Source organism: Salinibacterium sp. NG22 (assembly GCF_015864925.1).
GTDB lineage: Bacteria > Actinomycetota > Actinomycetes > Actinomycetales > Microbacteriaceae > Rhodoglobus.
Genome location: NZ_JADYWG010000001.1, coordinates 1,889,272 through 1,915,535 on the forward strand (window position 1 = coordinate 1,889,272; position 26,264 = coordinate 1,915,535).

Below are 26,264 nucleotides of genomic sequence, written 5' to 3' on the forward strand. Positions count from 1 at the left end.
GCAATTATGAATAAGAAAGTATTCGGGTGGGTAGTGGTTCTTCTGGCGAGCCTTACCGCCGCTGCGGCAGCCGCCGTCTGGCTGATCGTGGCCGGCACCGGGCTTGACGTAGCCGCGGGCATCCCGCCGCTCCCAACCCTGGTGTTGGGTCTTTCTGCTCTGTTGGCAATCGTTTCGAGCTTCGCGCTCATTCGGGCAGAGCTGCCACCTCATCGCTCCCACATGCGCGCGACGTACATCTCGCGTCGCACCGGAGCGGCCTAAGCTCGACCGCATGACAGTGCGCGCGCGGCGATCCTCGCTACCTGCGCTCTGTGTCGCGGCGGTGTTCGTCGTGCTGGCCGGATGCTCGGCCTCAGCTCCTCTAACAGCTGAGCCCAGCGCCCTCCCGCCGTCTGGCGCAGCCGGGTACACCTTCGAGCACTGCTGATCGCGCCCTGCGCGTTAGCTAGTCGGTGACCTTTGGTCTGCGCATAAACGCGAGTGGCAGGGTCAGTAGCGAGATTGCGGCTGCGACCAAAACGGCGGGCGGGAATCCGAACGCCGTCGCGAGGGTTCCGACGAGCACAGAGCCGAGCGCTGTTCCGAGATCGAAGCCGATGTTCCACACGGCGCTAGCGGTGCCGTACTGCTTACGTTGCACGGCGGCGAGTGAGATCACGAGGGTCAGGTTTTGCAGTCCGCCGTAGGCGATGCCAACAAGGGTCATGCCGATGAGGAACAGCAGGATGCCGGTCGCGTCTGGGCTCTGCACGGCTTGGGCGATCGCGAGGAGGCCCGCGACCGAAATGACGACGAGCGGCCACAGAAAGCGGTGGGCGCCGTAGCGGTCGGAGAGCCCACCGATGGCCCAGCGCGTGACGGCGGCGCTGAGGGTCAACAGCGCGAGCGCGCCGGCTGTTGCTGCCGGCGAGGAGCTCATCTGCGGCGCGAAAGTGAGCAGTGCACCACCGGCGAGGGTGACACCGCTGAGCAACATCATCGGGCGTAGAAGGCTGATGGCGAGCATCCGTCGCTGAGATTTTCCGCCGTCAGTCGACACGATCGGCGTCGAACCGGTGGGCGGCAGAAGGTCGCGTTCGGCGGCCTGCCCGCGAAGAATGCGCGCAAGGCGTGGTGCAGAACTGATGCCGAGGAGGGGGAGCGCACCGAGGGCGAAGACGGCCCAGAAGCCGACGGAATCGGCAAGCAGCGTTGCGGTCGGCACGAGCAGAATTTGCGGAATAGCAATCGCAGCACCGTAGATTCCGACGGCGGCACCGTGCTGAGCGCGATCGACGAGGTTCGCCACCACGGTCGAACCTGTGACGGTCAGGATGCCGAAGCCAACACCGCGCACCGCCGAGATAGTGAGAATCCATGCCAGCTGATCAGAGAGAAGCAGCAGCAGCGGGGGAGCCCCCAGAAGCGCAAGCCCGGCGGCCAGTACGCGCCCGGTGCCGAAATGATCAAGCAGGCGTGGAACAAAGGGTTGCGTCATGACGGTGACGAGCAGTAACAAACCGTTGACGAGACCGGAGCCTGCTTCTGTCGCGCCGCCCTGAATGGCCCACAAGGGAGCTACGGGAATCAGCACAACGAAACCCCCGAAGCCTGCCGCCGTCAGCACCAGCAAGGCTGGCATTCCGGGAGCGCGCCACACAGGCGGAGGAGTATCGAGGGAGTTCTGAGTCACGGTGATTAACCCTATGCCCCGCCGAGTCCTAGCCGACTCACGTCAGAAGCCAGACTCGGCGGGGGTAGAGAACTCGCGCGGCAGCCCACCACAACCTGCGGCGCGAGTGGCCTTACTTCTTTACGGCAGCGTTCTTGGTGACGGCCTTCGCTGTGGCCGGAGCTGACGCGGCAGCCTTGCGCGGCGCAGCACGCTTAGCGGGAACCGCGGCGGCCGCACTGGGAGCTACGGCACGGGGAGCCAGGCGCTGCAGCTGGGTGACGTGCTTGGGCTCGAGCTCTTCGATGCTGGTGACTTCCAGCAGCTTCATGGTGCGCACGATCTGGCTGGAGAGAATCTCGATGGTGCGATCGACGCCCTCGCGGCCTCCGGCCATGAGGCCATAGAGGTAGGCGCGGCCGATGAGCGTGAACTTGGCGCCGAGCGCCATCGAAGCCACAACATCCGCACCGTTCATGATGCCGGTGTCGACCATTACTTCGACGTCGTTGCCGACCTCGCGGGCGACTTCGGGCAGCAGGTGGAACGGGATGGGCGCGCGGTCGAGCTGGCGGCCACCGTGGTTCGAGAGCAGGATGCCGTCGACGCCGAGGTCGGCGAGGCGCTTCGAGTCCTCAAGGTTTTGTACTCCCTTGATGACGATCTTGCCCGGCCACATGGCGCGGATGACCTTGAGGTCTTCGTAGTTGATCGACGGGTCCATCGCCGAGTTGAGCAGTTCGCCGACGGTGCGGCCGCCGGTCGAGGAGAGTGACGCAAACTCCAGCGGGGGAGTCGTGAGGAAGTCGAACCACCACCAGGGGCGGGGGATCGCGTTAACGATCGTGCCGAGCGTCAGCTGCGGCGGAATCGAGAATCCGTTGCGGGTGTCGCGCAAGCGAGCACCGGCGATGGGGGTGTCGACGGTGAACATGAGGGTGTCGTAGCCGGCAGCGGCCGCGCGTTCGACGAGGCCGTACGAGATTTCGCGCTCGCGCATGACGTACAGCTGGAACCAATTGCGACCGTTCGGGTTCGCGGCCTTCACGTCTTCAATGGATGTCGTGCCGAGCGTCGAGAGAGTGAACGGGATGCCTGCTGCCGCTGCGGCGCCCGCGCCCGCAATCTCGCCCTCGGTCTGCATGAGGCGCGTGAACCCCGTTGGCGCAATACCGAAGGGCATCGCGGAGGTGCCGCCGAGAATCTGGGTCGTGGTCGAGACGTTCGAGGCGTCACGAAGGATCGACGGGTGAAACTCGATGTCTTCGAAGGCCTGGCGCGCCCGGCTCAGCGAGATTTCGCCTTCGGCCGAGCCATCCGTGTAGTCGTAGGCAGCCTTGGGCGTGCGACGCTTGGCGATGTCCTTGAGGTCGTAGATCGTGAGCGCGCTGTCGAGTCGGCGCTTCTTGCCGTTGAGCTCGGGGCCCTTGAATTTCATGAGCTTCGCAAGCTCTACGGGGTTCGGAAATTGACGCTTAACCATGAGGTGCCTTAGCTGTCGGTGTCGAGATCGGTGTCGGTGTCGAGGTGGGTGAGGAGGCGATCGCGCGCCCCCAGAATGTGGTCGCGGGTGAGGTGCTCTGCGGCGGCGGCATCCCCGGCGGTGATGGCATCGAGAATGCCCTGGTGTTGTTCGGCCACCTCGTGGGCGGTAATGAGTTGAGCGGACTGAACCTGCCCAATACACAGCTCGACTTCGCCCATGAGCAGTTCGTGCAGACGAGTGAGGCGTGAGCTGGGCTGACCGGCGACGAGCGCGCGGTGGAATTGGATGTCGTGGTGCGCGAAATCATCGGTGGCAGTAAGCGCCCGGTGGGCGGCAAGCGCCTCCGCCGGAATCGCGCCGGCCTCGGCTAGCGCCGCCATCGCGGCGGTCTCCACGATGGAACGAGTGTCAAAGAGGTCGAGCACGTCGTCGTAGCTGAGCTCGGGCACGCGTGCGGCCCGGTGAGCTTCGCGACGCAGGATGCCATCAGCGACGAGGCGGTCGATGGCGATGCGTGCGGTGGGGCGGGCAACGCCGAACCGCAGGGCGACGGCCGACTCGGTGATGGCCGATCCGGGGGCATCACGCTGGGCGATGATGTCGGCGCGAAGCTTCTGAGCAACGGTCTCGGGGAGCACTGCAGCGTTCTCAATCATGGTGCGCTCCCTCTTCGTTGATTCGGATTGTCAAACAATCTAACAGAATGTAAGACAAAGCAAAATAGACACCTGTTAGATTGATTTCATATGTTTTCGTGCACAACAAAGGAGATGGCATGACGAAGCAAGTGGCATGGGGAATTCTGGGCACCGGGTGGATCGCGGGCCTGCAAACCAGCGACCTCATTGAGCACGGCCACAACGTCGTTGCAGTGGGATCCCGCACCGCGGAATCGGCCGACAAGTTCGCTGCCGAGTACGGCATCCCGACCGCTCACGGCAGCTATGAAGACCTCGTTGCCGACCCCAACGTTGACGCCATCTACGTCGCTACTCCCCACCCGTTCCACGAAGAGCACGCGCTGCTGGCCCTCAACGCCGGCAAGCACGTGCTCGTGGAGAAGGCGTTCACGATGAACGCTGCCCAGGCCGAGAACGTCGTCTCCCGGGCATCCGAACTGAACCTTGTTGTGCTCGAAGCCATGTGGACGCGCTACCTGCCGCACATGGTGCGCATTCGCCAGCTCATCGCCGAGGGCGCGCTCGGAAAGATCCGCAGCGTGATGGCTGACCACAACCAGAACATCTCGATGGATCCGCTGCACCGCCTCAACAACCCGCTCTTGGGCGGTGGAGCGCTGCTCGACCTCGGCATCTACCCGGTGTCGTTCACCTACGACATCCTCGGCGCTCCCACGAGCATCGTGGCCGTCGCCACCAAGACAGTGACGGATGTCGACCGCCAGACCTCGATGATCTTTAGCTACGGCACCGAAGCTCAAGCAGTGCTGCAGACGACGCTCGACCTCGCCGGCCCCACGCGCGCCGTGATTGTCGGAACCGAAGGCCGCATCGAAATCGCCGAGACCTGGTACGCGCCCACGACCTACACGCGCTTCGATGGCAAGGGCACTGTTGTCGAAGAATTCGATGGCACCGTCACCGGTCGCGGCATGCAGTTTCAGGCCGCTGAACTCGAGCGCCTCGTGGCAGCAGGCGAACTGGCCAATGACATTCTGTCGCCGAGCGAGACCATCGAAATCATGCACACGCTTGACGAGATCCGCCGCCAGATCGGGCTGACCTACCCGATGCTCGACGAAAGCTAGCGCGCTAACGCTGTTTAACAACACAGCGCCTGCTGCCGAATCGAACGGTGGCAGGCGCTGTGTTGTTAAGCGAAAGCGCGGACCCTAGCGCGAGCGCGGAAGGTAGCGCTTGGGCGAGAACGCGGTGGTGACGAGCGAACGCAGCGCCTCCAACGAGCCCTCGACGAAACCTTGAGCCCGCGCTTGAACGAGCACATTGCCGATCGCCGTGGCTTCCACGGGGCCGGCGAGCACCGGCATTCCACTGCGGTCCGCGATCAGTTGGCAGAGCAACTCGTTCTGCGAGCCACCGCCGACGATATGGATGACCGACACCGACTTTCCGGAGAGGTCTGATGCCGTGTGGACGGCATCCACAAAAGCAACGCTGAGGCTTTCGATGATGCTGCGCACAAACTCAACGCGCGATTGCGGTGCTGGCACATCGTGTTCGGTGCACCAGGCGGCGATACGTTCAGGCATGCCGTCAGGCGCGAGAAAGCGTGGGTCGTTGGCGTCAAAGATCGGCACCGTTGTCGTGAGAGCGGATGCCGCCGCCAGCAGGTCGAGAAGGTCAACGCTGGCGTCATCCTTCTGCCAGTCGCGCACGCATTCGCTCAGCAGCCACAGGCCCATGACGTTGTGCAGGTAGCGCACCCGTCCGTCGACGCCGCCCTCGTTGGTGAAGTTGGCGGCACGGCTGGCTTCGGTGAGCACGGGGGAGTTGAGTTCGACGCCGACGAGGCCCCACGTGCCGCACGAGATGTACGCGAAGTCGTCGTTCGTTGCCGGAACCGCGACGACAGCGGATGCCGTGTCATGCGATCCAACGGCGACCACGTCGGCACGGATGCCGAGCTTGTCGCGCACCGGCCCCAACGTAGTGCCGGGAGTAACCAGCTCGGGGAAGAGGCTGCGGGAGTATCCGAGTTTCTCGATGAGCGCGTCATCCCATTGGCCGGTCGCAATGTTGAGCAATCCCGTGGTCGAGGCGTTGGTCTGCTCGGCAACCTGACGGCCCGTCAACCAGTAGTTGATGAGGTCGGGCACGAGCAAGAAACCATCGGCATTGGCAAGGTTCTGCTCGGCGGCGAACTGGTACAGCGTATTAAAGGGGAGGAACTGCAACCCGTTGGAGGCATAGAGCTCGGCGTGATCGGCAATCGCGTGCACACGCTCTACTCCTGCCGCCGTGCGGTCGTCGCGGTAATGGAACGGAGGAGCAACCATCTGCCCGCCCGCCATCAACGCATAGTCAACCGCCCACGAGTCCACACCAATGCTCGACAACTGCGGCTCTTCACGAACCGCAGCCGCCAAACCGGCGAGAACGCTCGAGTAGAGCGCATCAATGTCCCAGTGCAAGCCATCGACGCGACGTACTGGCCCGTTGGGAAAACGTGCAACGGGGCGAACCGTGAGCTCGTTGTGACCCACGTGGCCGAGCATGACTCGGCCACTGGTCGCACCCAGATCGACCGCGGCGACAACTTGTGCGTTCATCGGAGGAAGGCCGCCGCAACACCAGCATCAACGGGGATGTGAAGACCCGTGGTGTGGCTGAGGTCGGGGCCCGTGAGCACCGAGACAGCGTTGGCAACGTTCTCGGGCAGAACCTCACGCTTGAGGATCGTGCGCTGAGCGTAGAACTTGCCGAGGTCCTCTTCTTCAACGCCGTAGGTCTTGGCGCGGTTGGCGCCCCAGCCTGCCGCAAAGATTCCCGAACCACGCACAACGCCATCGGGGTTGATGCCGTTGACCTTCACGCCGTGCTCGCCCAGCTCGACCGCGAGCAGTCGCACCTGGTGAGCCTGGTCAGCCTTCGTGGCCGAGTACGCAATGTTGTTGGGGCCAGCGAAGACCGCGTTCTTTGACGAAATGTAAATGACGTCGCCGCCCATGGCCTGCTCGATGAGAACCGGCGCGGTAGCCTTCGATACCAAGAACGAGCCCTTGGCCATGATGTCGTGCTGGAAGTCCCAATCCTGCTCGGTGGTCTCCAGCAGGGGCTTCGAGAGTGAAACGCCCGCATTATTCACGACGATGTCGATGCCGCCGAAGGCGAGGACGGCATCCTGCACCATGCGCTCGATTGCAGCAGCGTCGGTCACATTGACCTTGAGGCCGATGGCGACATCCGTGTTGCCGATCTCAGCGGCAGCGGCCTGGGCCTTCTCAAGGTCGAGGTCAGCAATGACGACGCAGGCGCCATCCGCTGCCAGACGGGTAGCGATGGCTTTGCCGATACCGGATGCTGCGCCAGTCACGAGAGCGACGCGCGTGGCGTGCGACTTGGGCTTCGGCATCCGCTGCAGCTTGGCTTCTTCGAGTGCCCAGTATTCGATGTTGAACTTCTCGGCATCGCTGATGGGAGCGTAGGTGGAGAGGGCTTCGGCGCCGCGCATCACGTTGATGGCGTTGACGTAGAACTCGCCGGCAACACGAGCGGTCTGCTTGTTTGCGCCGTAGCTGAACATGCCGACCCCGGGAACGAGAACGATGAGCGGGTCAGCGCCACGGATCTCGGGGGAGTCATCGGTGGCGTGCTTGTCGTAGTACGCGGTGTAGTCCTTGCGGTACTCCTCGTGGAGTTCCTTCAGACGCTCGATGCTCTTCTCAATCGAGGCGTTGGCGGGCAGGTCGAGCAGCAGCGGCTTCACCTTGGTGCGCAAGAAGTGGTCGGGGCAGCTCGTGCCGAGGGCGGCGAGCTTTGGGGCGTTAGCGGAAGCCAAGAAGTCGAGAACGACGTCGGCGTCGGTGAAGTGACCGACCATGGGGCGGTCGTGGCTGGCGATACCGCGGATGGTGGCGGCGAGGGCAGCGGCCTTGGTGCGACGCTCCTCTTCGGGCAGCGCGGCGTTCTTGGCGACGGTGCGACCGAACGGGGCCTTCTTGCCCTTGGCGGCGATGAACTCTTCGGCAGTCTTAATGATCCAGAGGCTGTTGGCTTCGGCCTCATCGCTCGTGTCGCCCCACGCGGTGATGCCGTGGCCGCCGAGGATGCAGCCGATGGCCTTCGGGTTCTTTTCCTTGATGGCGGCGATGTCGAGTCCGAGCTGGAAGCCGGGGCGTCGCCAGTCAACCCAGACAACCTTGTCGCCGAAAGCCTTCTTGGTGAGCTTCTTGCCATCCTTGGCGGTCGCGATGGCGATACCGGAGTCAGGGTGCAGGTGGTCGACGTGCGCAGCATCCACGAGTCCGTGCATGGCGGTGTCGATGGATGGCGCGGCGCCACCCTTGCCGTGCAGCGTGTAGTCGAACGCGGCAACCATTTCGTCTTCGCGGTCGATGCCCGGGTAGACGTTCGTCATCGAACGCAGGCGGTCGAGGCGCAGCACGGCGAGGCCGGCTTCCTTCAGGGTGCCGAGGTCTCCGCCGGAGCCCTTCACCCACATGAGCTCGATGGGCTCGCCGGTAACGGGATCCGTTTCGGTGCCCTTAGCCGACGTGTTGCCGCCGGCGTAGTTGGTGACGCGCGGATCGGAACCGAGACGGTTCGAGCGTGCGATGAGTTCAGCTGCAGTGGGGTTTGTCATCCGAGTGTCCTGTGTCGTCGCGTTTGTAAGTATTTGTGAAATCTAACAATAACTTACGCTGGAGCGCAAGGGGGCATCACAGCAACTCAACATGCTCGCGGTACGCATCGAGACGAGAGTCGCGGGGGTCGAGTTCGGTGATGAGCATGGCCACGTCGCGCAAATTGAAGCTCACAGAGATCGAGCGGTCATCGAGCTTCGACGAATCAACGCAGAGGATTGTTTCGCGGGCCGCACTCGCGAACGCTTGCTTCACTTGGCTCTCCGCCAGCGAAACCTCCGAGCTGCCGAGTACCGGGTCAACGGCGCTCGCCGAAGAGAAAAAACGCGAATACAGAACGGATGCCGCACCCTGGCAGGCGAGGAGCCCCACCAGACTTTCGGTGTTCGGCTCTGATTCGCCGCCGGTCACCATTCCGGTGACGCCGGGAATCGCTCGCAGCACCACAAAGTTTTCGAGGGAGTTGGTCGCGACAGAGAGGCCTTCGCGTTGGCCAAGTGTGCTGGCGATGGTGCCGGTGGTGGTGGAGGCGTCGAGCGCAATCGAGCCCGACTGGGGGATGAGGGCGGCGGCTTTGCTGGCGATGACCTGCTTGGCGCGGGAGCGCACTGCCCGGCGTTCGTCAAAGGGGCGGGGCCCGGCGATCGAGATCGCGCCACCGCGTACGCGACGCAGCAGTCCTTCGGCTTCCATGTCATCGAGGTCGCGCCGAACGGTCATGGCGGAGACCGAGAGTTCTTCCGCGATGTCGTCGAGACGCAGAGCGCCATCGTGGTTGAGGCGCTCTTGCAGCATCGCTCTGCGTTGTTGTGCGCCCAGAGTGCCGACAGTGGCCATGGTGCTCCTCGGTGTTCGTGTGAGATTTCATGTTACAACCCACGGGTTCTCACAGAGCGGGGCAGGCCGCCCTCCTGATTTTGCACCAATTCGAATGAGCGTTGACACTGTCCCGTAACGAATGATAGGTTCACTGAACACCGGTTCATTGAACCAGATATGAACTTGATAAGGCAGAGCAGCCTGTGCGATTCGCCCAGCTGCAGCACTGGCTCGGAAGAAGGAGAATCGCACATGGTCGACGGAGCGTACGAGAACGTCGCATCCAGCGCATCCGGAATGGATCGCGCTTTGGAAGCAGGGCAGGGCATTGTTCAGCTCGCCCCCACCTGGGTTCCCCGCGCGTTTTGCACCCCTGGCCGTCGCATCCGCCTTCACCCGGATGACTACTTCCCCTTCGCGCAGGGTCGCGGTGGCATTGATGAGCGCTGGCTCTCCTCCGCTGTTCGCGCTGACAACGGCCCGCTCACCGGTGCCAACGAAGGCCTCAGCCTCGTTGTTGACCCGGATGGTGGAGCACTGCTCCCGTTCGACGAGTTCGTCGGACACCACAAAGGCGAAGCGATCGGTGAGCGCTTGTGGACACAGCACGAGAAGTGGCCGATGTACTCGAAGTTCTTCGACAACCAGCAGGCGCTGCCCTTCCACGTGCATCACACCGACGAAAAGGCTGCGCTCGTCAACAAGCCCGGCAAGCCCGAGGCCTATTACTACTCTCCTCACATGAACAACCACTTGGGCGACCAGCCCATCTCATTCCTCGGGTTCCAGCCCGAAGTAACGACCGATCAGGTCAAGGCGCGCCTCATGCGTTTCGCCGACGGCGGGGATAACCGCATCACCGACTTGGCCCGTGGTTACCGCACCCAGCTCGGCACCGGTTGGGACATCCCTTCCGGCGTGCTGCACGCGCCTGCAAGCATCTGTACTTACGAGCCCCAGGCCGCCTGCGACGTTTTCTGCATGTGCGAGTCGTGGAGCAATAACCGCGAAGTGCCAGAGGAACTCCTCTGGAAAGACGTTCCGCCCGAGCACCACGGCGACTACGACTTCATCATTTCCCTGCTCGACTGGGAAAAGAACATCGACCCCAACTTCGTGACCAACCGGTTCATGGCGCCATACTCAACCGCGCAGTCGCTCGCCGATGGTGAGATTGCCTACGTCGAGAAGTGGATCGTCTTCCGCTCGCCGCACTTCAGCGCTAAGGAGCTGACGGTGCGCCCCGGCCAGTCCGTGACAGTGACCGATGCTGATGCCTACGGCCTCATCGCCGTGCAGGGAACCGGAACGCTCGGTAACCACGACATCGCTGCCGCCACGCTCATCCGGTTCGGTCAGTTAAGCCAAGACGAGTTTTTCGTCACCGAGTCCGCTGCTCGTGCCGGAGTCGCCATCACCAACCGCTCGTCTACTCAGGACCTCGTCATTCTCAAGCACTTTGGTCCCGAGAACGCCGAATTGGGACTCCATGTCTAACGTTTTTGGTCGCGAGACAACGGCCCTGAGAGAGCGCATAGGTTCGCTCTCTCAGGTCGTTCGACTCGACAGCTTCGTGGAGGCCGAAGGGCCTGCCCGGGGTGCGCGCCGTCTACGGATGGTGAACGGCAGCGGCATCGAGGTCGAACTTCATCCTGACCGTGCGCTTGATATCGGGCAGGTGACATTCGAAGGAATCCCCATCGCGTGGATCTCGCCCACAGAGATTACCTCCCCCGAGGCGTTTGAGCCGGAGGGCGCGGGATGGCTCCGCACCTTCGGCGGTGGACTACTTGCGACCTGCGGCCTCGACACGTTCGGGCCGGCCGGGGAAGATGCGGGGCAAACCCTGGGGCTGCATGGCCGGATTGGCGCTCAGAAAGCTCGCGTCATCCGAGCCGAAGCCAACGACCGCGAAGTTGTCGTCGAAGCGGTCACTCGTCAGGCCGCTGTTTTCGGCGAGAACCTGACGCTGCACCGAGTCATCTCTGCTGAGGTTGGCGTGAATTCATTCCTGCTCGAAGACACCGTGACGAATGAGTCATTCGTCGAGCAGCCGCACATGATTTTGTACCACATCAATCTCGGATGGCCGCTGCTGTCGGAGAGCACCATCGTCGACATCCCCACCCGCGAAACCGTCGCACGCGACGCCGAGGGGGAGAAGGGGATCGACGCCTGGCAGACCGGTGCGGCGCCCACTCCCGGATTCGCCGAGCAAGTATTCCGCCACACGATTGGCGACCAGCCGTCGGCGCAGGTTCGAGTATCCAACCCCGATCTCGGTGTGGAACTCATCGTCGAATTCTCTGGCCTTGAGCTTCCGTGGCTCTTCCAATGGAAGATGGTGGGGCAGGGCCACTACGCCTTGGGCATCGAACCAACCAACACGCCCAATGTTTTCGGACGCAGCGCAGCTCGAGCGGCAGGCGAGCTTGGCTCGCTCCCCGCTGGGGAGAGCGTCCGCTACAGTGTGCGATTCACACTTCAGCGAATAAACGAATCCGACGGTGTTCGCGATGAGGGGAGTTCAGTATGACAACCGAGTCGACACCAGCAATCGCTCTGCGGATGACCGGAATTACCAAGTCTTTTCCTGGCGTGATGGCGCTTCAAGACGTTGATCTGGAAATCAACGAGGGCGAGGTGCATGCCATCGTCGGAGAGAACGGCGCTGGCAAGTCCACGCTCATGAAGATCCTCGCGGGTTTTTACCAGCCCGATAAAGGAGAGATCGAGGTCGGTGGCCGCAAGGCTATTCACTGGACGCCGCGCGAAGCTCGCAGCCGCGGAATCGGCATGATCTACCAAGAGCTTAATTTGGTGCCCGACCTATCGGTCTCCGAAAACATCAGTCTCGGCGCCATGCCCAAGCGTGGTCCTTTTGTTGACTACCGCGCGATGAACGCCAAGGCCGAAGCGGTGTTGCGTGAACTCGACACCGACATTGACCCCGGTACACGTTTGGGCGACCTCTCTATTAGCCAGCAGCAGTTGGTCGAGATAGCTAAGGTTGTTGCGCGCCAGCCCAACGTCGTCGTGTTCGACGAACCCACCTCGTCGCTGGGCGACAAAGAGACGCGCGTTCTCTTCGATGTCATAACCACAATGCGTGACCGCGGCATTGCGATCATTTACATCAGCCACCGCCTCCAAGAAGTGATGGAAATTGGCGACCGCGTAACGGTTCTTCGCGACGGACGTCACATCGAAACTCGGGACGTGGCTGGAATCACCCCGGATGAGATGGTCAGTCTCATGGTCGGTCGCGACCTCAACGAAATGTTCCCCAAGTTCGATCTCGAGCTCGGCGAGCAAGTGTTGACTGTCTCTGGTGCTTCGCGTGCCGGCCAGTTCGACAATGTATCGCTGGATGTTCGCAAGCACGAAATCGTCGGGCTCGCAGGCCTTGTTGGCTCAGGTCGAACCGAAGTTGCTCGCGCCCTGTTCGGACTCGATCCGCTGGAGGAGGGCACCATCACTCTCGGCGGCAAGACCGTCAAGATCCGCTCACCCCGCCAGGGTGTAGCTGCTGGAATCGCACTGGTTCCCGAAGACCGCAAAGGTCAAGGCATCATCCCCGGGCTGTCGGTTCGTGAAAACTTCACGCTGCCGGTCATTACCCGGATCACGAACGCGTTCCTCATCTTCTTAGGCAAGGAACGCAAGATCGTCACCGAGCTCGCCGACCGCCTCAAGGTCAATCCGCCTCAGGTTGAGCGTCCGCTCAATGTCTTCAGCGGAGGAAACCAGCAGAAGGTGGTTCTGGGTAAGTGGCTGCTGTCGGAACCGAAGCTGCTCATCCTCGACGAGCCCACCCGTGGTGTCGATGTGGGAGCTAAGGCCGACATCCACCACATCATTGGCGAGTTCGCTCAAGACGGCGGCGGAGTGCTCATGATCAGCTCTGAACTGCCCGAACTGCTCGCTGTCTGCGACCGCATCTTCGTCTTGCACGAAGGCGTTATCGCGGCCGAAATTTCCCGCGCGGATGCCACTGAAGAGTCGGTCATGCGCGCCGCAACAGGTCAGGAGGTGGCCGCATGAATCAGCTCGTCGCACCCGCGAAAAGTCTCGATAAGAGCAAAACGCCCGGAGCACTCTTCAGCACGCTGAGTATTCCGATCGCGATCTTGGTTCTCGTCGTCATTGGGTCACTAGCATCGCCGTCGTTCTTGACGGTCAACAACTTGACCAACGTGCTCAACGCCAACTCGGCCGTAGGTCTCATCGCGCTCGGTATGACCTTCGTGATGGTCTCGGGAGGTCTCGCCGATCTCTCAGTTCCCGCCAACGTCGCTATGGGCGCGCTCGTTACCCTCGGCGCTCAAGAGTCGATGGGCACTGGCCTCGCTGCACTGATGGGCTTGCTTGTCGCGAGCATGGGCGGTGTCGTCAACGGCATCCTGATCGGCTACTTGCGGATCAACCCCATCATCGCGACGCTCGGCACCGGCTCAGTGTTACTTGGCCTAAGCCAACTGCTCGTCGGCGGGGGCATCGTCTACGCGCAGCCGAGCGCCCTCTCCACCTTCGTGAAGAGCAGCATCCTGGGCATCCCCGTGTTCATCTGGATCTTCATTTTCGTGGCGCTGATCTTGCATCCGCTGCTCGCCCGCACCTCGTTTGGTCGGTGGAGTTTGGCGGTTGGTGGCAACTATCAAGCGGCTCAGGCCAGCGCGGTTCCCGTGCGATTTACCAAAGCCGCAGCGTTCGCCATGACCGGCTTTCTCGCAGGGCTGTGCGGAGTGCTTCTTGCGCTTAGCAACGGTCAAGCGCGACCCATCATCGGCACCGGCTACGAGTTCGTCGCCATCACCGCAGTGGTGATTGGTGGAACGAGCGTGTTCGGCGGCAACGGTAGCGTGCTGCGCACCGTTGGCGGCGTGCTCATCACTGCCCTCATTGGCAACCTGATCATCTTGCTCGGCTTCCCCAGCCAAGCAACCGGACTCATCACGGGCGCTATTGTGCTCGCCGCCGTCGGCATCGACGCGTACTTTCGTCGGAAGGCAGGAAGACTGTGAAAAACTTCGACTTTGCTCTACTGGGCACCCGTGCGGTGCAATACCGCCTCGTCATCATGTTGGTCGCTGTCGCCGTCTTCGGTGGCCTCAGCCTCGACGACTTCCTCACCGTCAACACACTGCAGTCGGTGCTCGACCGCGCAACGGTCGTTGGGTTCTTGGCGCTGGGGCTCACCCCGGTGCTGATCGCCGGCCAGATCGACCTCTCGATCGGATCGATGATGTCGATGGCAGGCATCACGACAATCTTCATGCAGCCCGTCATCGGTAACGTTCCAGCGGCCGCAGCCGGAGTCGCGGTCGGTGTACTGATCGGCGCGATCAACGCTCTGATGGTCGTCGTGTTCAAGATCAACTCACTCGTGGCGACCTTGGCGACACTATTGATCTTCGCTTCGCTTGCGCTGCTGCTGACCAACTCCTACCCGCTGAGTTCGGACGACCCCATTTTCGGTCTCCCGTTGACTGCTGACTTTCTGTGGATACTCACCCCACGCTCGGCGATCTTCTTGATCGCCGCCGTGCTGATGTTCGTGTGGTTGAAGCTCACTCCTACTGGCCGCAACCTCTACGCCGTCGGAAGCGATGCGGCCGCAGCTACCTCGAGCGGTATCAACGCCAACGGCTACATCGCGGCATCCTTCGTGCTGTCGGGCTTCTTTGCCGGGCTTGCCGGGATGATGCAATCACTGAGCACGGCTGCAGGGTCGCCTGTTGCCGGCGCCGTGATGCTGATCCCCGCGATTACCGCCGTCGTCATCGGTGGAACCCGGCTGGAAGGGGGGCGCGGATCCTCGCTCGCCACCCTCGGCGGTGTTCTCGCCCTCGGCGCACTCACGACAGCCCTCGAATACAACGGGGTTCCGTCGTACACCCAGGCCATCTACACCGGCCTTCTGCTGATCCTGCTGATCAGCCTCGACCGCATTGTCTCCGGACATGGCGGCGCATCTTCCCGCGCGCAGAGAAGCGTGAGGGTCGCACCAAGAAACACACCACTTCCTAGGAGGACCGCATGATTGCACGTCGTAATATCCTCGTCGCCTCGGCCGCTGCCACGCTTCTGTTCGCAGTAGCAGGCTGCACCGCCGCCGATACAGGCACGGACTCAGCATCCGGCGACGCAGGCAGTGTCGAAGGCCAGAGCATTTGCTACATCACGCTCGCCAACTCGCACCCCTACGTCACTCCCGCCAACGAGGGCGCTCAGGCCGCTGCTGATGCAGCCGGCGTTGAGCTCACCATCGTCAGCGAAGAGTTCTCGGCCCAGACCGGCGCAGAACAGCTCAACTCGTGCGTCTCGCGCGGCGTTGACGGTATCCTGCTCTGGCCAGCAGACGAGAACAGCTACCTGCCCGGACTGCTCAAGGCTGAGCAGGAGGGCATCCCCGTCGTAGCTATCGACACCCGCGCTGGTGACGAGTCGATGGAACTCATCCAGTCATTTGCTGGTGCTGACAAGTACGACCAGGGCAAGATCAGCGCCCAGCAGCTTGACGGCGCACTCGACAGCACTGGTGGCATCGTTGTCATTGCCGGTCAGGCTGGAAACGGTACCGAGATCGCTCGCAGCGCTGGCTTCGTCGACGAGCTCGAAAGCATGGGCTCGGGACTCGAGATCCTCGCTACGGTCAACGCCGACTTCGACCAGCAGAAGGCACTCGTAGCCTCGCGCGACCTCATCACCAAGTTCGGTGACCAGATCAAGGGTGTCTACGCTCAGGATGACACGATGGCCAAGGGCTTCCTGCAGGCGCTGGAAGAGAGCGGACTCGACATCGTTCCCATCGTCGTCGGTATCAACGGTGAAGAAGGCGCTTTCGAGAACATCCGTGATGGAAAGCAGTACAGCACTATCCTTCAGCCTCCTTTCCGCAACGGTGAGCTTGCCATTGAAACCCTCATCTCCGTGATGAAGGGCGAAACCGTTCCTGAAATGGTTCCGCTGGAGAACACCATCGTCGACATCAACAACGTTGACGACTTGGAGCCTGCTCTCTAAGTCGAGAGCGAGCAAGAATTGGTGGGGCCACGCTGAGAAGCGTGGCCCCACGTTCTTAATGACCACACATTATTAGTGCCCCATTCCTTCAATGAAGAGGAGAACAAGCGCATGGCTAGCACGGCGGTAAAGACCATTGGGATCGGCCTCATCGGTGACGGGTTGATGGCGAAAGAGCATTCGATGGCATGGCGAAATGTGCGTGCTGTCTTCGGCGACGTGCCGCTCGAACCGCGGCTTGTCACGCTTGTTCATCCGACTCTGGCTCGAGCTGAAACAGCGGCCGCTCAATATGGCTTCGAGCGGGCATCCGACTCGTGGAAGGACGTCGTCAACGACCCCGAAATCGATGTCATCAATATCGTGACGCCTAATGCGTTCCACGAAGAAGTCGCTATCGCTGCAGCGCGCGCGGGCAAACACGTGTGGTGCGAGAAGCCACTAGCGCTCTCGGTCGAGGGCGCGCTCGCGATGACCGAGGCCGCTGAAGCAGCAGGCATCACCACGCAGGTCGGTTTCACCTATCTGCAAAACCCCGGCATCGCCCTTGCCCGTCACCTTGTTGACGCAGGCGAGCTTGGCCAAATCATTTCCTTTACCGGCTTCTTCAGCGCCGACACCATGATCGACCCGGACGTGCCGTTTACGTGGCGCACCGACCGGTCACGGGCCGGCGGGGGAGCACTGGGCGATCTGGGTTCGCACATGATCTCCATCGCCCGCCATCTCGTCGGGGGCGTTGCACGAGTGAGCGGCATGACAAAGATTGTTGTTCCCGAACGCACTGACGCGGATGGCGTCCGTCACGTTGTCGATAACGATGACTATTCTTTGTCCCTGCTCGAGTTCGCGAACGGAGCCATTGGCTCGATGCACGCCAGCCGCGTGGCGGTCGGGCGTGCCTTTGAGGTGTCGTTTACGCTCACCGGCACTCGCGGAGCAATCCGTTTCAGTCAGCAGGATAGCCACAAGCTGGAGGTGTCCTTAGATTCGGATGGCCTCAGCACTCACGGTTTCCGCACGATCGAGCTGGGCGAGGGCCACGGCGACTATGCCGACCTGTGGCCGATGTCTGGCATCAATATTGGGCTCCACGAACTCAAGATCTTTGAGGTCAAGAAGTTCATCGATGCGATTGCAGCGGGCACAACGTCATCACCCGACTTCCGAGAAGCGTGGGAGATTCAGAAAGTGATCGAGGCGGTCGAAACGTCAGACAAGCAGCGCGCTTGGTGCGACGTTCCGTAGCTTCGGTACGGGGCCAGTGGATGCTCGCACGACGAGCTCCGGCGCGAAAATAACGTGCTCGTGCTCGTGGGCGGCGCCCTGTTCGATCTCGTCAAGAATCATCCGCACCGCGGTGCGGCCGAGTTCCTCTCGCGGCTGGCGCACGGTCGTGAGGGGAACCGTGGCGGCGCTGGCCCAATCGAGGTCGTCAAAGCCGATAATTGAGATTTCGTCGGGCACCGAGATGCCGTCGAGCACGAACTCTTGAAGCACGCCGAGGGCGAGCATGTCGTTGGCGCAGAACACCGCAGTCGGTCGTTCATCGCGCGGACGCTCAGCGATGAGTCGGCCGGCGTGACGGCCTTCGGCGAACTTCCACGACGGAACGTCGATGCGTTCGATGTCTGACGGGGAGAGCCCTGCCTTCGTTGCGGCGGCGATGAGCCCATCGAACCGCTCATCAACCTGGCGGGAGATGGCGGATCCGCCCACAAAGGCAATCTGCGAGTGTCCGAGGTCGAAGAGGTGTTCGCCGGCGAGCTTTCCGCCGGCGAAGTCGTCTGTGGCAAGTGAGCAGCAGGGATGATCGCCTGAAATGCGGTCGACGTAGACCACGGGCACTCCGCGCGCAATAAGTTCTTCGAGTCGCGGGTTGCGTTCATCAACCGGGGTGATCATGATGCCGTGCACGCGCTGCTGCACCAGAAGATCGAGGTTTTGCTGTTCGCGGGCGGGATCTTCGCCGTTGTGAACTATCACCACGCCAACGCCAAATTCTTTAGCGGCAGCTTCTGCGCCGAGGGCGACGTCGACGAAGAAAGGATTGCCCATGTCGGCAAGGGCGAACCCGAGGGTTCGCTCGCGTCCGGGTCGATACTGGCGAGCGTTGGCAACCGGAACGAACTCGAGCTCTTTGATTGAGCTCAGCACCTTTTCGCGGGTGGCCGCATTGACATAGCTCGGACGGTTGAGTACGTTGCTGACCGTACCCGCCGACACTCCCGCGTGCCGTGCTACGTCCCGAATGTTCGCCATTGCGCCTTCCGCTGCCTTTGATTCAATGAACCAAACCCAGAGTAAGCGTACACCCCATATTTGCTGGCCGCAGGCTAGTTCGGGGGCTTAGGCACCCCACCCAGCTTGAACGCCACCAACACGCTCGTCCGCGATCTTCTGCTGGTAGCCGGATGCCGCGTACGCTGCCATCGGGTCGGCAGGTAGGCCGCGCGATTCACGCCACGCGGCGAGGTCGGCACGCACGTCGGTATAGAAGGCATCCATCATGATGGCGTTGGCACCGAGAACGTCGCCCGCCTCTTGGGCTGCAGTCAGAGCATCCGAGTCGACAAGAAGCGCACGCGCCGTCATCTCTTGAACGTTGAGTACCGAACGCAACTGTCCGGGAACCTTGTCTTCGACGTTGTGGCACTGGTCGAGCATGAACGCCACACCGCTATCGGTGCCGTACCCGCCGCCGCGAACCACTTCGTACAGGATGCGGAACAACTGGAACGGGTCAGCCGCCCCCACGATGAGGTCGTCATCGGCATAGAAGCGCGAGTTGAAGTCGAACGAACCCAGCTTGCCGAGGCGCAGCAACTGCATCACGATGAACTCGATGTTGGTGCCCGGCGCGTGGTGGCCGGTGTCGAGGCACACGAGAGCGCGCTCGCCGAGGGCTGCTACTTGGGCGTAGCTGGTTCCCCAGTCCGGCACATCCATGTGGTAAAAAGCGGGTTCGAAGAACTTGTATTCGAGCACCATGCGCTGCTCTTGCCCGAGACGACCATAGATCTGCTCCAGCGAGTTGGCGAGACGATCTTGGCGACCGCGGATGTCGGCCTGGCCGGGGTAGTTGGAGCCGTCGGCAAGCCAGATCTTGAGGTCGCGTGACCCGGTCTGGTCCATGACGTCGATGCACTCGAAGTGGTGGTCGATGGCCTTCTGGCGAATCGTTGGGTCGACGTGAGTGAGCGAACCGAACTTGTAGTCGTCGTCTTGGAAGGTGTTGGAGTTCACCGTTCCGAGGTCAACACCGTGGTCTTGGGCGAAGCTGCGCAGTGCGCTGTAGTCCTCGACCTTGTCCCACGGGATGTGCAGGGCGACCGTCGGAGACAGTGCCGTGTACTTGTTGACTTGGGCGGCATCCGCGATTTTCTCCTCCGGAGTGCGGGGAGTGCCGGGGGTGCCGAAAACCTTGAATCGTGTGCCCGAGTTGCCGAAGGCCCATGACGGGAGCTCGATGGCCTGCTCTTCGAGGCGGGGTGCGATTGAGCTGAAGCTGGTCACTGCTGGTCCTTTGTTCTTGCGAAGCGATGACGGGGCACACTCGGGCAGCGAGTGGCTGTGTCTCACTCATCAACTCTTCATTGAATCGTTTTAACTGTTCAGATCGAGAATAAGGTCTTGTGTGGGTTTTCGTCAAGGTGGTTCGATTTCGTGCCACTATTGAACGATTCAAAAAGCTAGTCAGCAACGCGGCTGAGAAAGTGGGAGTGCATGAGCGGGGTCAGCGTAAAAGATGTCGCCAGGCATGCGGGAGTGTCGGTGGGCACTGTCTCCAACGTGATGAATCACCCGTCGAAAGTCGCGCCAGCAACCGTCACGAAAGTCCAGCATGCGATCGAGGCGCTCGGTTTCGTTCGGAACGACGCGGCCCGGCAACTGCGCGATGGCCACAGCAAGACTGTTGGCCTTGTCGTTCTTGATGTGCGCAACCCCTTCTTTACCGATGTCGCCCGCGGCGCAGAAACGCGGGCAAGTCAAGAAGGCCTCTCGGTCATTCTCGGCAACAGCGATGAAGACCCGGCGCGTGAACAGGCTTATTTAGAACTCTTCGAGCAGCAGCGCTCCCATGGTGTGCTGATTTCGCCGATTGGTGACATTAGCGCCCGACTCAGGGCACTGCGTGCGCGCGGCATTCCCGCCGTTCTGGTCGACCGGGCAAGCCCCGATCGAAGCTTTAGCTCGGTCACGGTCGATGACGTAGCCGGTGGCCGTATGGCGGTCGAACATCTGATTGCCGAAGGCCGCACTCGCATCGTGTTCGTCGGTGGGCCGCTCTCGATCCGCCAGGTCGCTGACCGACTCGAGGGTGCAGAACTTGCAGTGCAGTCGCGAGCGGGTGTTTCTCTCGAGGTAGTCGCGCTCGACTCGCTCAGCGTGATTGCGGGGCGCAAGGCCGGCGCGGCTATTGCTGCCCGCTCCGAGCAACCTGACGCTATCTTCGCGGCGAACGACCTGGTGGCAATGGGAGTGCTGCAAGCGCTGATGCTGCAGGGGTCGAACGTTCGCGTTCCTGAGGACATCGCCCTCATTGGTTACGACGATATCGACTTCGCGTCAGCCGCAGTGGTTCCGCTGTCCTCGATCCGTCAGCCGGCCGGGATGATCGGGCACACTGCGCTTGAGATCCTGCTCGAAGAGGTCGCAGACCCTGAGGCGGCTCCGCGTCACGTCGAGTTTCAGCCGGAGCTCGTTGTGCGTCGCTCTACCTCGGCTAGCGCTGTCGACGCTGTCTAGCGCGCGGCGGCGAGCTGGTCGTCGAGGTTGAAAACTTCGGGGAGTGTCGTCGCGACTTGGTCGGGCCGCCCGTCGAGCGCGACAAAGAACTCGGCCATTTCGGCTTCCCACTTGGCCGCGATCTCGCTGCGATCGAGGTAGTCCTGCGACGCTTCTACGGAGTCCGTTTCGTAGTAGCCGATGAGCATTCCGTCTTGGCGCACGAAGAGCGAGTAGTTGCGGCGGCCGGATGCGGCGATCACCTCGAGCATTCGAGGCCAGACCGCGGTGTGGCGCTCGAGGTACTCGTCGAGTCGCTCTGGTCGAACCTGTAATTGGAAGCACACGCGAGTCATTTTGCTCCTTCTGGTAGATCGGTTGGCGCCCTCGGCCGCAGCGGGGCGTGCGGCGCTATCCCGCGAAAAGGCTCGAGGATAACCGCAGTTCCGGCATTTCTGATCACAGAGTATGCCCAATTCGATGGCTGGACTTGACGGGAACAGTGATCGCCACCTATCGTTTCTGAACAGCAGTGAATCGTTTCACTTAAGCTCATCTATTACAACGAGGTAGACAACGATGTCGATAAGCACGAAGCCAAGCGCACCGACGCTTGAGCTCTCACACATCGCCAAGACTTTTGGTTCTGTCGTCGCGCTGACCGACGGAACCCTCGCGCTGCACCCCGGTTCGATTCACGCTCTCGTCGGAGAAAACGGCGCGGGCAAGTCCACCCTGGTGAAAATCATCGCCGGTCTCTACCAGCGCGATGGCGGCGACTTCACTCTCGAAGGCACAACCGTCGACTTCACCTCGACCGCTCAGTCCAAGAGCGCGGGCATCGCTGTCATCTACCAAGAACCGACGCTTTTTCCTGATCTGTCGGTGACCGAGAATATTTTCATGGGTCGCCAGCCCGTCAAGTCGCTCGGGCGCATCGATCGCAAGAAGATGCATACCGAAGCACTCGGCCTTTTTGAACGCCTTGGAGTGTGCATCGATCCTGATCGCCCCACCCAGGGGCTCTCAATCGCTGATCAGCAGATCATTGAGATCGCAAAAGCCATCTCCCTTGACGCCAAAGTGCTCGTGATGGATGAGCCGACCGCCGCCCTCAGCGGCGTTGAGGTTGAACGGCTCTTCGCCGTCGCCCGCAGCCTGCGCGACGAAGGCCGGGCGCTCCTCTTCATTTCGCACCGTTTCGAGGAAGTCTTCGAACTCTGCGACACCGTGACCATCATGCGCGACGGTGCCTACATCGCTACCAGCCCCATTGCCGAGACGACCGTAGACGAGATCGTTCGTCAAATGGTCGGCCGTGATGTCGCAGAGTTGTTCCCCAAGATTGATGCTCCCATCGGAGACGAAGTTCTTGTGGTCTCCGGGCTCACCGAGCCGGGCGAGTTCCACGACATCAGCTTCTCGGTTCGTTCCGGTGAGATCGTCGCGCTGGCGGGGCTCGTCGGGGCCGGCCGCAGCGAGATCGCACGAGCCATCTTCGGAGTCGATCCCTACAAGGCGGGCACCGTCACCATCAACGGAGTGCGCGTTCCGAAACGCAATCCGGCCGCAGCCATGAACCTCGGGCTTGCGCTCGTGCCAGAGGATCGTCGCCGCCAAGGGCTCGTTCTCGAATCATCCGTCGGTAAGAATGCGACGCTCGCTATTCGCTCAGCACTGGCCAAGTTCGGTTTTATTACGAGTGCCGTGGAGAACGCGAGCGCCCGCACCTGGGCTCAAAAACTTGAAGTGAAGACATCGGCGCTCGATACCGAAGTCGGCACCCTCAGCGGGGGAAACCAGCAGAAGGTGGTGCTGGCTAAGTGGCTTGCCACTAACCCGAGCTTGCTCATCGTCGACGAACCAACCCGTGGAATCGACGTGGGTACGAAAGCCGAAGTGCACCGTCTGCTCTCCGAACTCGCCGTTGAGGGCCTCGCCATCATCATGATCTCGAGCGAACTGCCTGAAGTATTGGGCATGGCCGACCGAGTTCTCGTGGTGCACGAAGGTCGCATCACGGCAGAAATTGATCGAGCGGATGCCACGGCTGAGTCCGTCATGTTCGCCGCAACCCACGCGGAGGTGGCCTCATGAGAGTCCTCAGCAAACTGATCAAGGCGCGCGAGACCGGAATCATGATCGCGCTCATCCTCGTGGTGGTTGTCGCGACAGCGCGCAACCCTACGTTCCTCTTCAGCCCTGACGGTTTTCGGGACCTGCTGCTGACACCGTCGATCCTGCTGCTTCTCGCGGTCGGCCAGGCGATCGTCATCATCACGCGCAGCGTCGACCTTTCGGTCGGCTCAGTGCTGGGGCTCACGGCCTACTTAACCGGCCGTCTCTTCATTGATCTGCCTGGCATCCCGATCATCGCGGTGTTTCTCATTGGAATCGTCTTCGGTGGCCTCTTAGGGCTTATCAACGGTGCCTTGGTGGCGTTCGCGAAAGTACCGGCACTCGTCATTACTCTGGGCACGTTGTATGCCTACCGCGGCATCAATGTGTTGTGGACCGGTAGCGACCGCATCAACGGTTCGGACCTTCCGACCGCGTTCTTGAGCCTCGGCACGAGTTCGCTCTTCGGAATCCCGTGGCTCACCATCATCGCCCTCGTTGTGCTGGTGGCTGCCGGATGGTTCCTGCGCACGCAGCGCGCCGGTCGCGAGTTGTACGCGATCGGGTCCGATCCTGAAGCCGCGAACCTCTACGGGCTCAAGGTCACTCAGCGCGTTCTCGTTGCGTTTGTTTTCTCGGGAGCTCTTGCCGGGCTCGCCGGTGTTCTCTACGCCGCCCGCTATGGAACCGTGAGTTCCCAAGCCGGAGTCAACCTTGAGCTGCAGGCCGTCGGTGCTGCTGTGATCGGTGGTGTCGCCATCTTCGGTGGCAGCGGAACGGTCTGGGGTGCCGCAATCGGTGCGTTCCTCTTGCTCACCATCAACCGTGCGCTGCCGATTTTGGGAGTTCAGGACTTCTGGCAACGAGCGGTGGTCGGCGTTCTCATCATCGGCGCGATCGTGCTTGACCGCGTCCTCGCGCTTCGACAATCTCGCAAACTACTGGAAATGAGGGACGAGTCATGACCGGCACCACAGCGGCACGTACGTACCGCGACTACTCTCAGCCCCTCTGGCGCCGTCTCCTCATCTCCCGCGAAGCCGCCGTCATCGGCGCCCTCGCCCTCGTCATCATCGTCTCGATGATCTCCGTGCGGGCCTTCGCTCAGCCGATCACGATCACTTACCTGTTCCTCGACATTGCGCCCATTCTCTTGATCGCACTGCCCATGACTCTGGTGATCATCACCGGCGAGATTGACCTTTCGGTGGCCAGCATTGTCGGCCTGTCGAGCGTCACCGTCGGTGTGCTTCACCAAAATGGGGTGCCGATTCCTGCTGCTGCGCTGGTCGCGCTCTTGGTGGGTCTCATCGCCGGTGCAATCAACGGAGCGCTCATCACTATGGTGGGGCTTCCGTCTCTTGCCGTGACCATCGGCACGCTCGCGCTGTACCGCGGGCTCGCTGTGGGCCTCCTCGGCACGACAGCAGTCACCGAGTTCAACAAGTTCTGGACTGACCTCGCTAAGTCCAAGATCGGCGACACTGCGATCCCCAGTGTGGTGATTCTGATCGTGGTGCTGGCACTGGTGTTCGGCATCCTGCTCCACTTCACAACCTTCGGCCGGGGCATCTTCGCGATCGGGCTCAGCCCTGAGGCAGCTCGCTTCTCGGGCGTGAACGTCGAACGCACCAAGTTCATCCTCTTCATGCTGAGCGGTATCGTCTCGGCACTCGCGGGGATCTATTACACCCTTCGCTTCGGCAGCGCTCGTGGCGACAACGCGACGGGCCTTGAGCTGTCGGTAATCGCCGCCGTGCTTCTCGGCGGGGTCTCGATCTTCGGTGGTCGTGGCGCTCTTCCCGGTGTACTCGCCGGAGCGCTGCTCATCGGAACCCTCGCGAGCGCACTTCGGCTCGCCAACGTCACGTCTGACGTCATCAACGTCATCACAGGAACGCTGCTGATCGCGTCCGTGGTGGGAACAAGCTTCTTGGCTTGGGTGCGCAATAAGCGCGCTCGTCCTGGAGGAACCAAAGGGAGCTCACCGACCGCGACCGGTTGAGTTTCTTGCACCAGTGTCGGTGTCACAGTCATCGACTCACATCCCCAAAGGAGAACGACGATGTTTAACTCTTCAAAGCGCGCCGGAGCATTCGCTGCACTCGCAGTGAGCTTCGCGCTTGTGGCCACAGGTTGTGCTGCAACCGGTGGCGACAGCAGCGGCGACGGCGATGGCAACTTGGCCATCACCTTCCTGCCCAAGAACCTCGGAAACGCTTACTTCGATACTTCGGATGCCGGTGGAGAAGAAGCCATCGCCGAGTTCGGTGGAACCTTCGCTGAAGTTGGCCCCGCAACGGGAAGCCCCGACGGACAGGTCAGCTACATCAACACGCTTACCCAGCAGGGTGTTGGAGCGATTGCTCTCTCGGCTAACGACCCCTCGGCTCTCTGCGACGCCATCGGCGAGGCACGGGATGCTGGCGTGAAGGTCGTCACGTTCGATGCTGACACCAGCGCCGACTGCCGCGACCTCTTCATCAACCAGGCTGACTCCGAAGGAATCGCTAAGGTTCAGGTTGACCTGATCGCTGAGCAGATCGGTGACGCAGGACAGATCGCTATCCTTTCGGCTACCGCCAACGCAACGAACCAGAACGCGTGGATCGAACTCATGAAGACTGAGCTCGCCGCCAACCACCCCGACATCGAGCTCGTCGAGGTCGTTTATGGTGACGACGACGACCAGACGTCCTTCGACAAGACTGCAGCACTGCTGCAGACCTACCCGGAGCTCAAGGGCATCGTTTCGCCCACCACTGTTGGTATCTCGGCTGCGGCTCGTTACCTTCAGGACTCGTCCTTCAAGGGCAAGGTTCAACTGACTGGTCTCGGAACCCCGAACCAGATGCGCGACTTCGTCAATGACGGAACCGTTACGGCGTTCGCTCTGTGGAACCCGGGTGACCTCGGTTACCTTGCTGCTTACGGTGCCAAGGCACTGATCGAGGGCGACATCACTGGTGCAGAAGGCGACGAGTTCGACGCTGGAAAGCTCGGAAGCTACACGGTCGGCGCCGACGGCGTTGTGCTGTTGGGCGACCCGTACACCTTCAACAAGGACAACATCGCGGACTTCGACTTCTAAGTCTCCCGCAACGCACGAATGGCCCATCGGTTGAGAAACCGGTGGGCCATTTGCGTAG

At 61.7% G+C, this 26,264-nt stretch carries 23 protein-coding genes; 14 read left to right on the forward strand and 9 right to left on the reverse strand.

The annotated features are described in order from the left end of the window. Positions 1-6: 6 nt before the first annotated feature. Positions 7-264, forward strand: a complete 258-nt coding sequence (locus I6E81_RS09210; RefSeq protein WP_197107014.1) for a hypothetical protein — start codon at positions 7-9, stop codon at positions 262-264. A 184-nt stretch (positions 265-448) separates the two neighbouring features. On the opposite strand, the gene I6E81_RS09215 is transcribed toward I6E81_RS09210, so the two are convergent. The 3 genes from I6E81_RS09215 to I6E81_RS09225 form a co-directional block, all read right to left on the reverse strand. Then, positions 449-1,675 (reverse strand): MFS transporter, encoded by a 1,227-nt coding sequence (locus tag I6E81_RS09215; protein WP_307784135.1) that lies wholly within the window; start codon positions 1,673-1,675, stop codon positions 449-451. A gap of 112 nt (positions 1,676-1,787) precedes the next feature. Continuing rightward, positions 1,788-3,137, reverse strand: a complete 1,350-nt coding sequence (locus tag I6E81_RS09220) for an alpha-hydroxy acid oxidase (RefSeq protein ID WP_197107015.1) — start codon at positions 3,135-3,137, stop codon at positions 1,788-1,790. Positions 3,138-3,145: 8 nt separating this feature from the next. After that, positions 3,146-3,796: a GntR family transcriptional regulator gene (locus I6E81_RS09225; RefSeq protein WP_197107016.1), complete on the reverse strand. Its 651-nt coding sequence runs from the start codon at positions 3,794-3,796 to the stop codon at positions 3,146-3,148. A gap of 119 nt (positions 3,797-3,915) precedes the next feature. On the opposite strand from I6E81_RS09225, the gene I6E81_RS09230 reads away from it, so the two are divergent. Next, a complete protein-coding gene (locus tag I6E81_RS09230; protein ID WP_197107017.1) occupies positions 3,916-4,908 on the forward strand; it encodes a Gfo/Idh/MocA family protein in 993 nt (330 codons plus the stop codon). An 84-nt stretch (positions 4,909-4,992) separates the two neighbouring features. Here I6E81_RS09230 and I6E81_RS09235 read toward each other — a convergent pair whose 3' ends face one another. From I6E81_RS09235 to I6E81_RS09245, 3 genes are all read right to left on the reverse strand, one after another. After that, positions 4,993-6,390 (reverse strand): rhamnulokinase family protein, encoded by a 1,398-nt coding sequence (locus tag I6E81_RS09235; RefSeq protein ID WP_197107018.1) that lies wholly within the window; start codon positions 6,388-6,390, stop codon positions 4,993-4,995. Continuing rightward, positions 6,387-8,423 carry a bifunctional aldolase/short-chain dehydrogenase gene (locus I6E81_RS09240; RefSeq protein WP_197107019.1) on the reverse strand — a complete coding sequence of 679 codons (2,037 nt, stop codon included), beginning with the start codon at positions 8,421-8,423 and terminating at the stop codon, positions 6,387-6,389. The genes I6E81_RS09235 and I6E81_RS09240 overlap by 4 nt, the downstream gene beginning before the upstream one ends. Before the next feature lie 76 nt (positions 8,424-8,499). Beyond that, complete coding sequence (locus I6E81_RS09245) at positions 8,500-9,261, reverse strand: DeoR/GlpR family DNA-binding transcription regulator (RefSeq protein WP_197107020.1); 762 nt, start codon at positions 9,259-9,261, stop codon at positions 8,500-8,502. A 234-nt stretch (positions 9,262-9,495) separates the two neighbouring features. On the opposite strand from I6E81_RS09245, the gene I6E81_RS09250 reads away from it, so the two are divergent. The 7 genes from I6E81_RS09250 (at position 9,496) to I6E81_RS09280 (ending at position 17,517) form a co-directional block, all read left to right on the forward strand. After that, positions 9,496-10,740: a hypothetical protein gene (locus I6E81_RS09250; RefSeq protein WP_197107021.1), complete on the forward strand. Its 1,245-nt coding sequence runs from the start codon at positions 9,496-9,498 to the stop codon at positions 10,738-10,740. After that, the gene (locus tag I6E81_RS09255) at positions 10,733-11,779 is read left to right on the forward strand and encodes an aldose 1-epimerase family protein (protein WP_197107022.1); all 1,047 of its coding nucleotides are present in this window, start codon (positions 10,733-10,735) and stop codon (positions 11,777-11,779) included. The genes I6E81_RS09250 and I6E81_RS09255 overlap by 8 nt, the downstream gene beginning before the upstream one ends. Continuing rightward, positions 11,776-13,287 carry a sugar ABC transporter ATP-binding protein gene (locus tag I6E81_RS09260; RefSeq protein WP_231603900.1) on the forward strand — a complete coding sequence of 504 codons (1,512 nt, stop codon included), beginning with the start codon at positions 11,776-11,778 and terminating at the stop codon, positions 13,285-13,287. The genes I6E81_RS09255 and I6E81_RS09260 overlap by 4 nt, the downstream gene beginning before the upstream one ends. Further along, positions 13,284-14,267 (forward strand): ABC transporter permease, encoded by a 984-nt coding sequence (locus I6E81_RS09265; RefSeq protein WP_197107023.1) that lies wholly within the window; start codon positions 13,284-13,286, stop codon positions 14,265-14,267. The genes I6E81_RS09260 and I6E81_RS09265 overlap by 4 nt, the downstream gene beginning before the upstream one ends. Beyond that, entirely contained in the window at positions 14,264-15,286 is a 1,023-nt protein-coding gene (locus tag I6E81_RS09270) for an ABC transporter permease (RefSeq protein ID WP_197107024.1), read from the forward strand. Before I6E81_RS09265 ends, I6E81_RS09270 begins: the two co-directional genes overlap by 4 nt. After that, the gene (locus I6E81_RS09275) at positions 15,283-16,269 is read left to right on the forward strand and encodes a sugar ABC transporter substrate-binding protein (RefSeq protein WP_197107025.1); all 987 of its coding nucleotides are present in this window, start codon (positions 15,283-15,285) and stop codon (positions 16,267-16,269) included. The genes I6E81_RS09270 and I6E81_RS09275 overlap by 4 nt, the downstream gene beginning before the upstream one ends. Before the next feature lie 111 nt (positions 16,270-16,380). After that, positions 16,381-17,517 (forward strand): Gfo/Idh/MocA family protein, encoded by a 1,137-nt coding sequence (locus tag I6E81_RS09280; protein WP_197107026.1) that lies wholly within the window; start codon positions 16,381-16,383, stop codon positions 17,515-17,517. On the opposite strand, the gene I6E81_RS09285 is transcribed toward I6E81_RS09280, so the two are convergent. Further along, entirely contained in the window at positions 17,482-18,531 is a 1,050-nt protein-coding gene (locus I6E81_RS09285) for a LacI family DNA-binding transcriptional regulator (RefSeq protein ID WP_197107027.1), read from the reverse strand. The genes I6E81_RS09280 and I6E81_RS09285 overlap by 36 nt on opposite strands. Positions 18,532-18,618: 87 nt before the next feature. Next, positions 18,619-19,785: an L-rhamnose isomerase gene (gene rhaI, locus I6E81_RS09290; RefSeq protein WP_197107234.1), complete on the reverse strand. Its 1,167-nt coding sequence runs from the start codon at positions 19,783-19,785 to the stop codon at positions 18,619-18,621. Between the two features lie 210 nt (positions 19,786-19,995). Between rhaI and I6E81_RS09295 the strand changes: the two genes are divergently transcribed. Further along, positions 19,996-21,018, forward strand: a complete 1,023-nt coding sequence (locus tag I6E81_RS09295; RefSeq protein ID WP_197107028.1) for a LacI family DNA-binding transcriptional regulator — start codon at positions 19,996-19,998, stop codon at positions 21,016-21,018. Here I6E81_RS09295 and I6E81_RS09300 read toward each other — a convergent pair. After that, positions 21,015-21,353 carry an L-rhamnose mutarotase gene (locus tag I6E81_RS09300; RefSeq protein ID WP_197107029.1) on the reverse strand — a complete coding sequence of 113 codons (339 nt, stop codon included), beginning with the start codon at positions 21,351-21,353 and terminating at the stop codon, positions 21,015-21,017. The two genes, I6E81_RS09295 and I6E81_RS09300, sit on opposite strands and share 4 nt — an antisense overlap. Positions 21,354-21,576: 223 nt before the next feature. Between I6E81_RS09300 and I6E81_RS09305 the strand changes: the two genes are divergently transcribed. From I6E81_RS09305 to rhaS, 4 genes are read left to right on the forward strand one after another with little or no spacing between them, the layout of a single operon-like run. Continuing rightward, positions 21,577-23,094, forward strand: a complete 1,518-nt coding sequence (locus I6E81_RS09305; RefSeq protein ID WP_197107030.1) for a sugar ABC transporter ATP-binding protein — start codon at positions 21,577-21,579, stop codon at positions 23,092-23,094. After that, on the forward strand, positions 23,091-24,080 hold the full coding sequence (locus I6E81_RS09310; RefSeq protein WP_197107031.1) for an ABC transporter permease: 990 nt from the start codon (positions 23,091-23,093) through the stop codon (positions 24,078-24,080). Before I6E81_RS09305 ends, I6E81_RS09310 begins: the two co-directional genes overlap by 4 nt. Further along, positions 24,077-25,120 carry an ABC transporter permease gene (locus tag I6E81_RS09315; RefSeq protein WP_197107032.1) on the forward strand — a complete coding sequence of 348 codons (1,044 nt, stop codon included), beginning with the start codon at positions 24,077-24,079 and terminating at the stop codon, positions 25,118-25,120. The genes I6E81_RS09310 and I6E81_RS09315 overlap by 4 nt, the downstream gene beginning before the upstream one ends. A gap of 60 nt (positions 25,121-25,180) precedes the next feature. After that, positions 25,181-26,206, forward strand: a complete 1,026-nt coding sequence (gene rhaS / locus I6E81_RS09320; RefSeq protein WP_197107033.1) for a rhamnose ABC transporter substrate-binding protein — start codon at positions 25,181-25,183, stop codon at positions 26,204-26,206. Positions 26,207-26,264 lie beyond the last annotated feature (58 nt).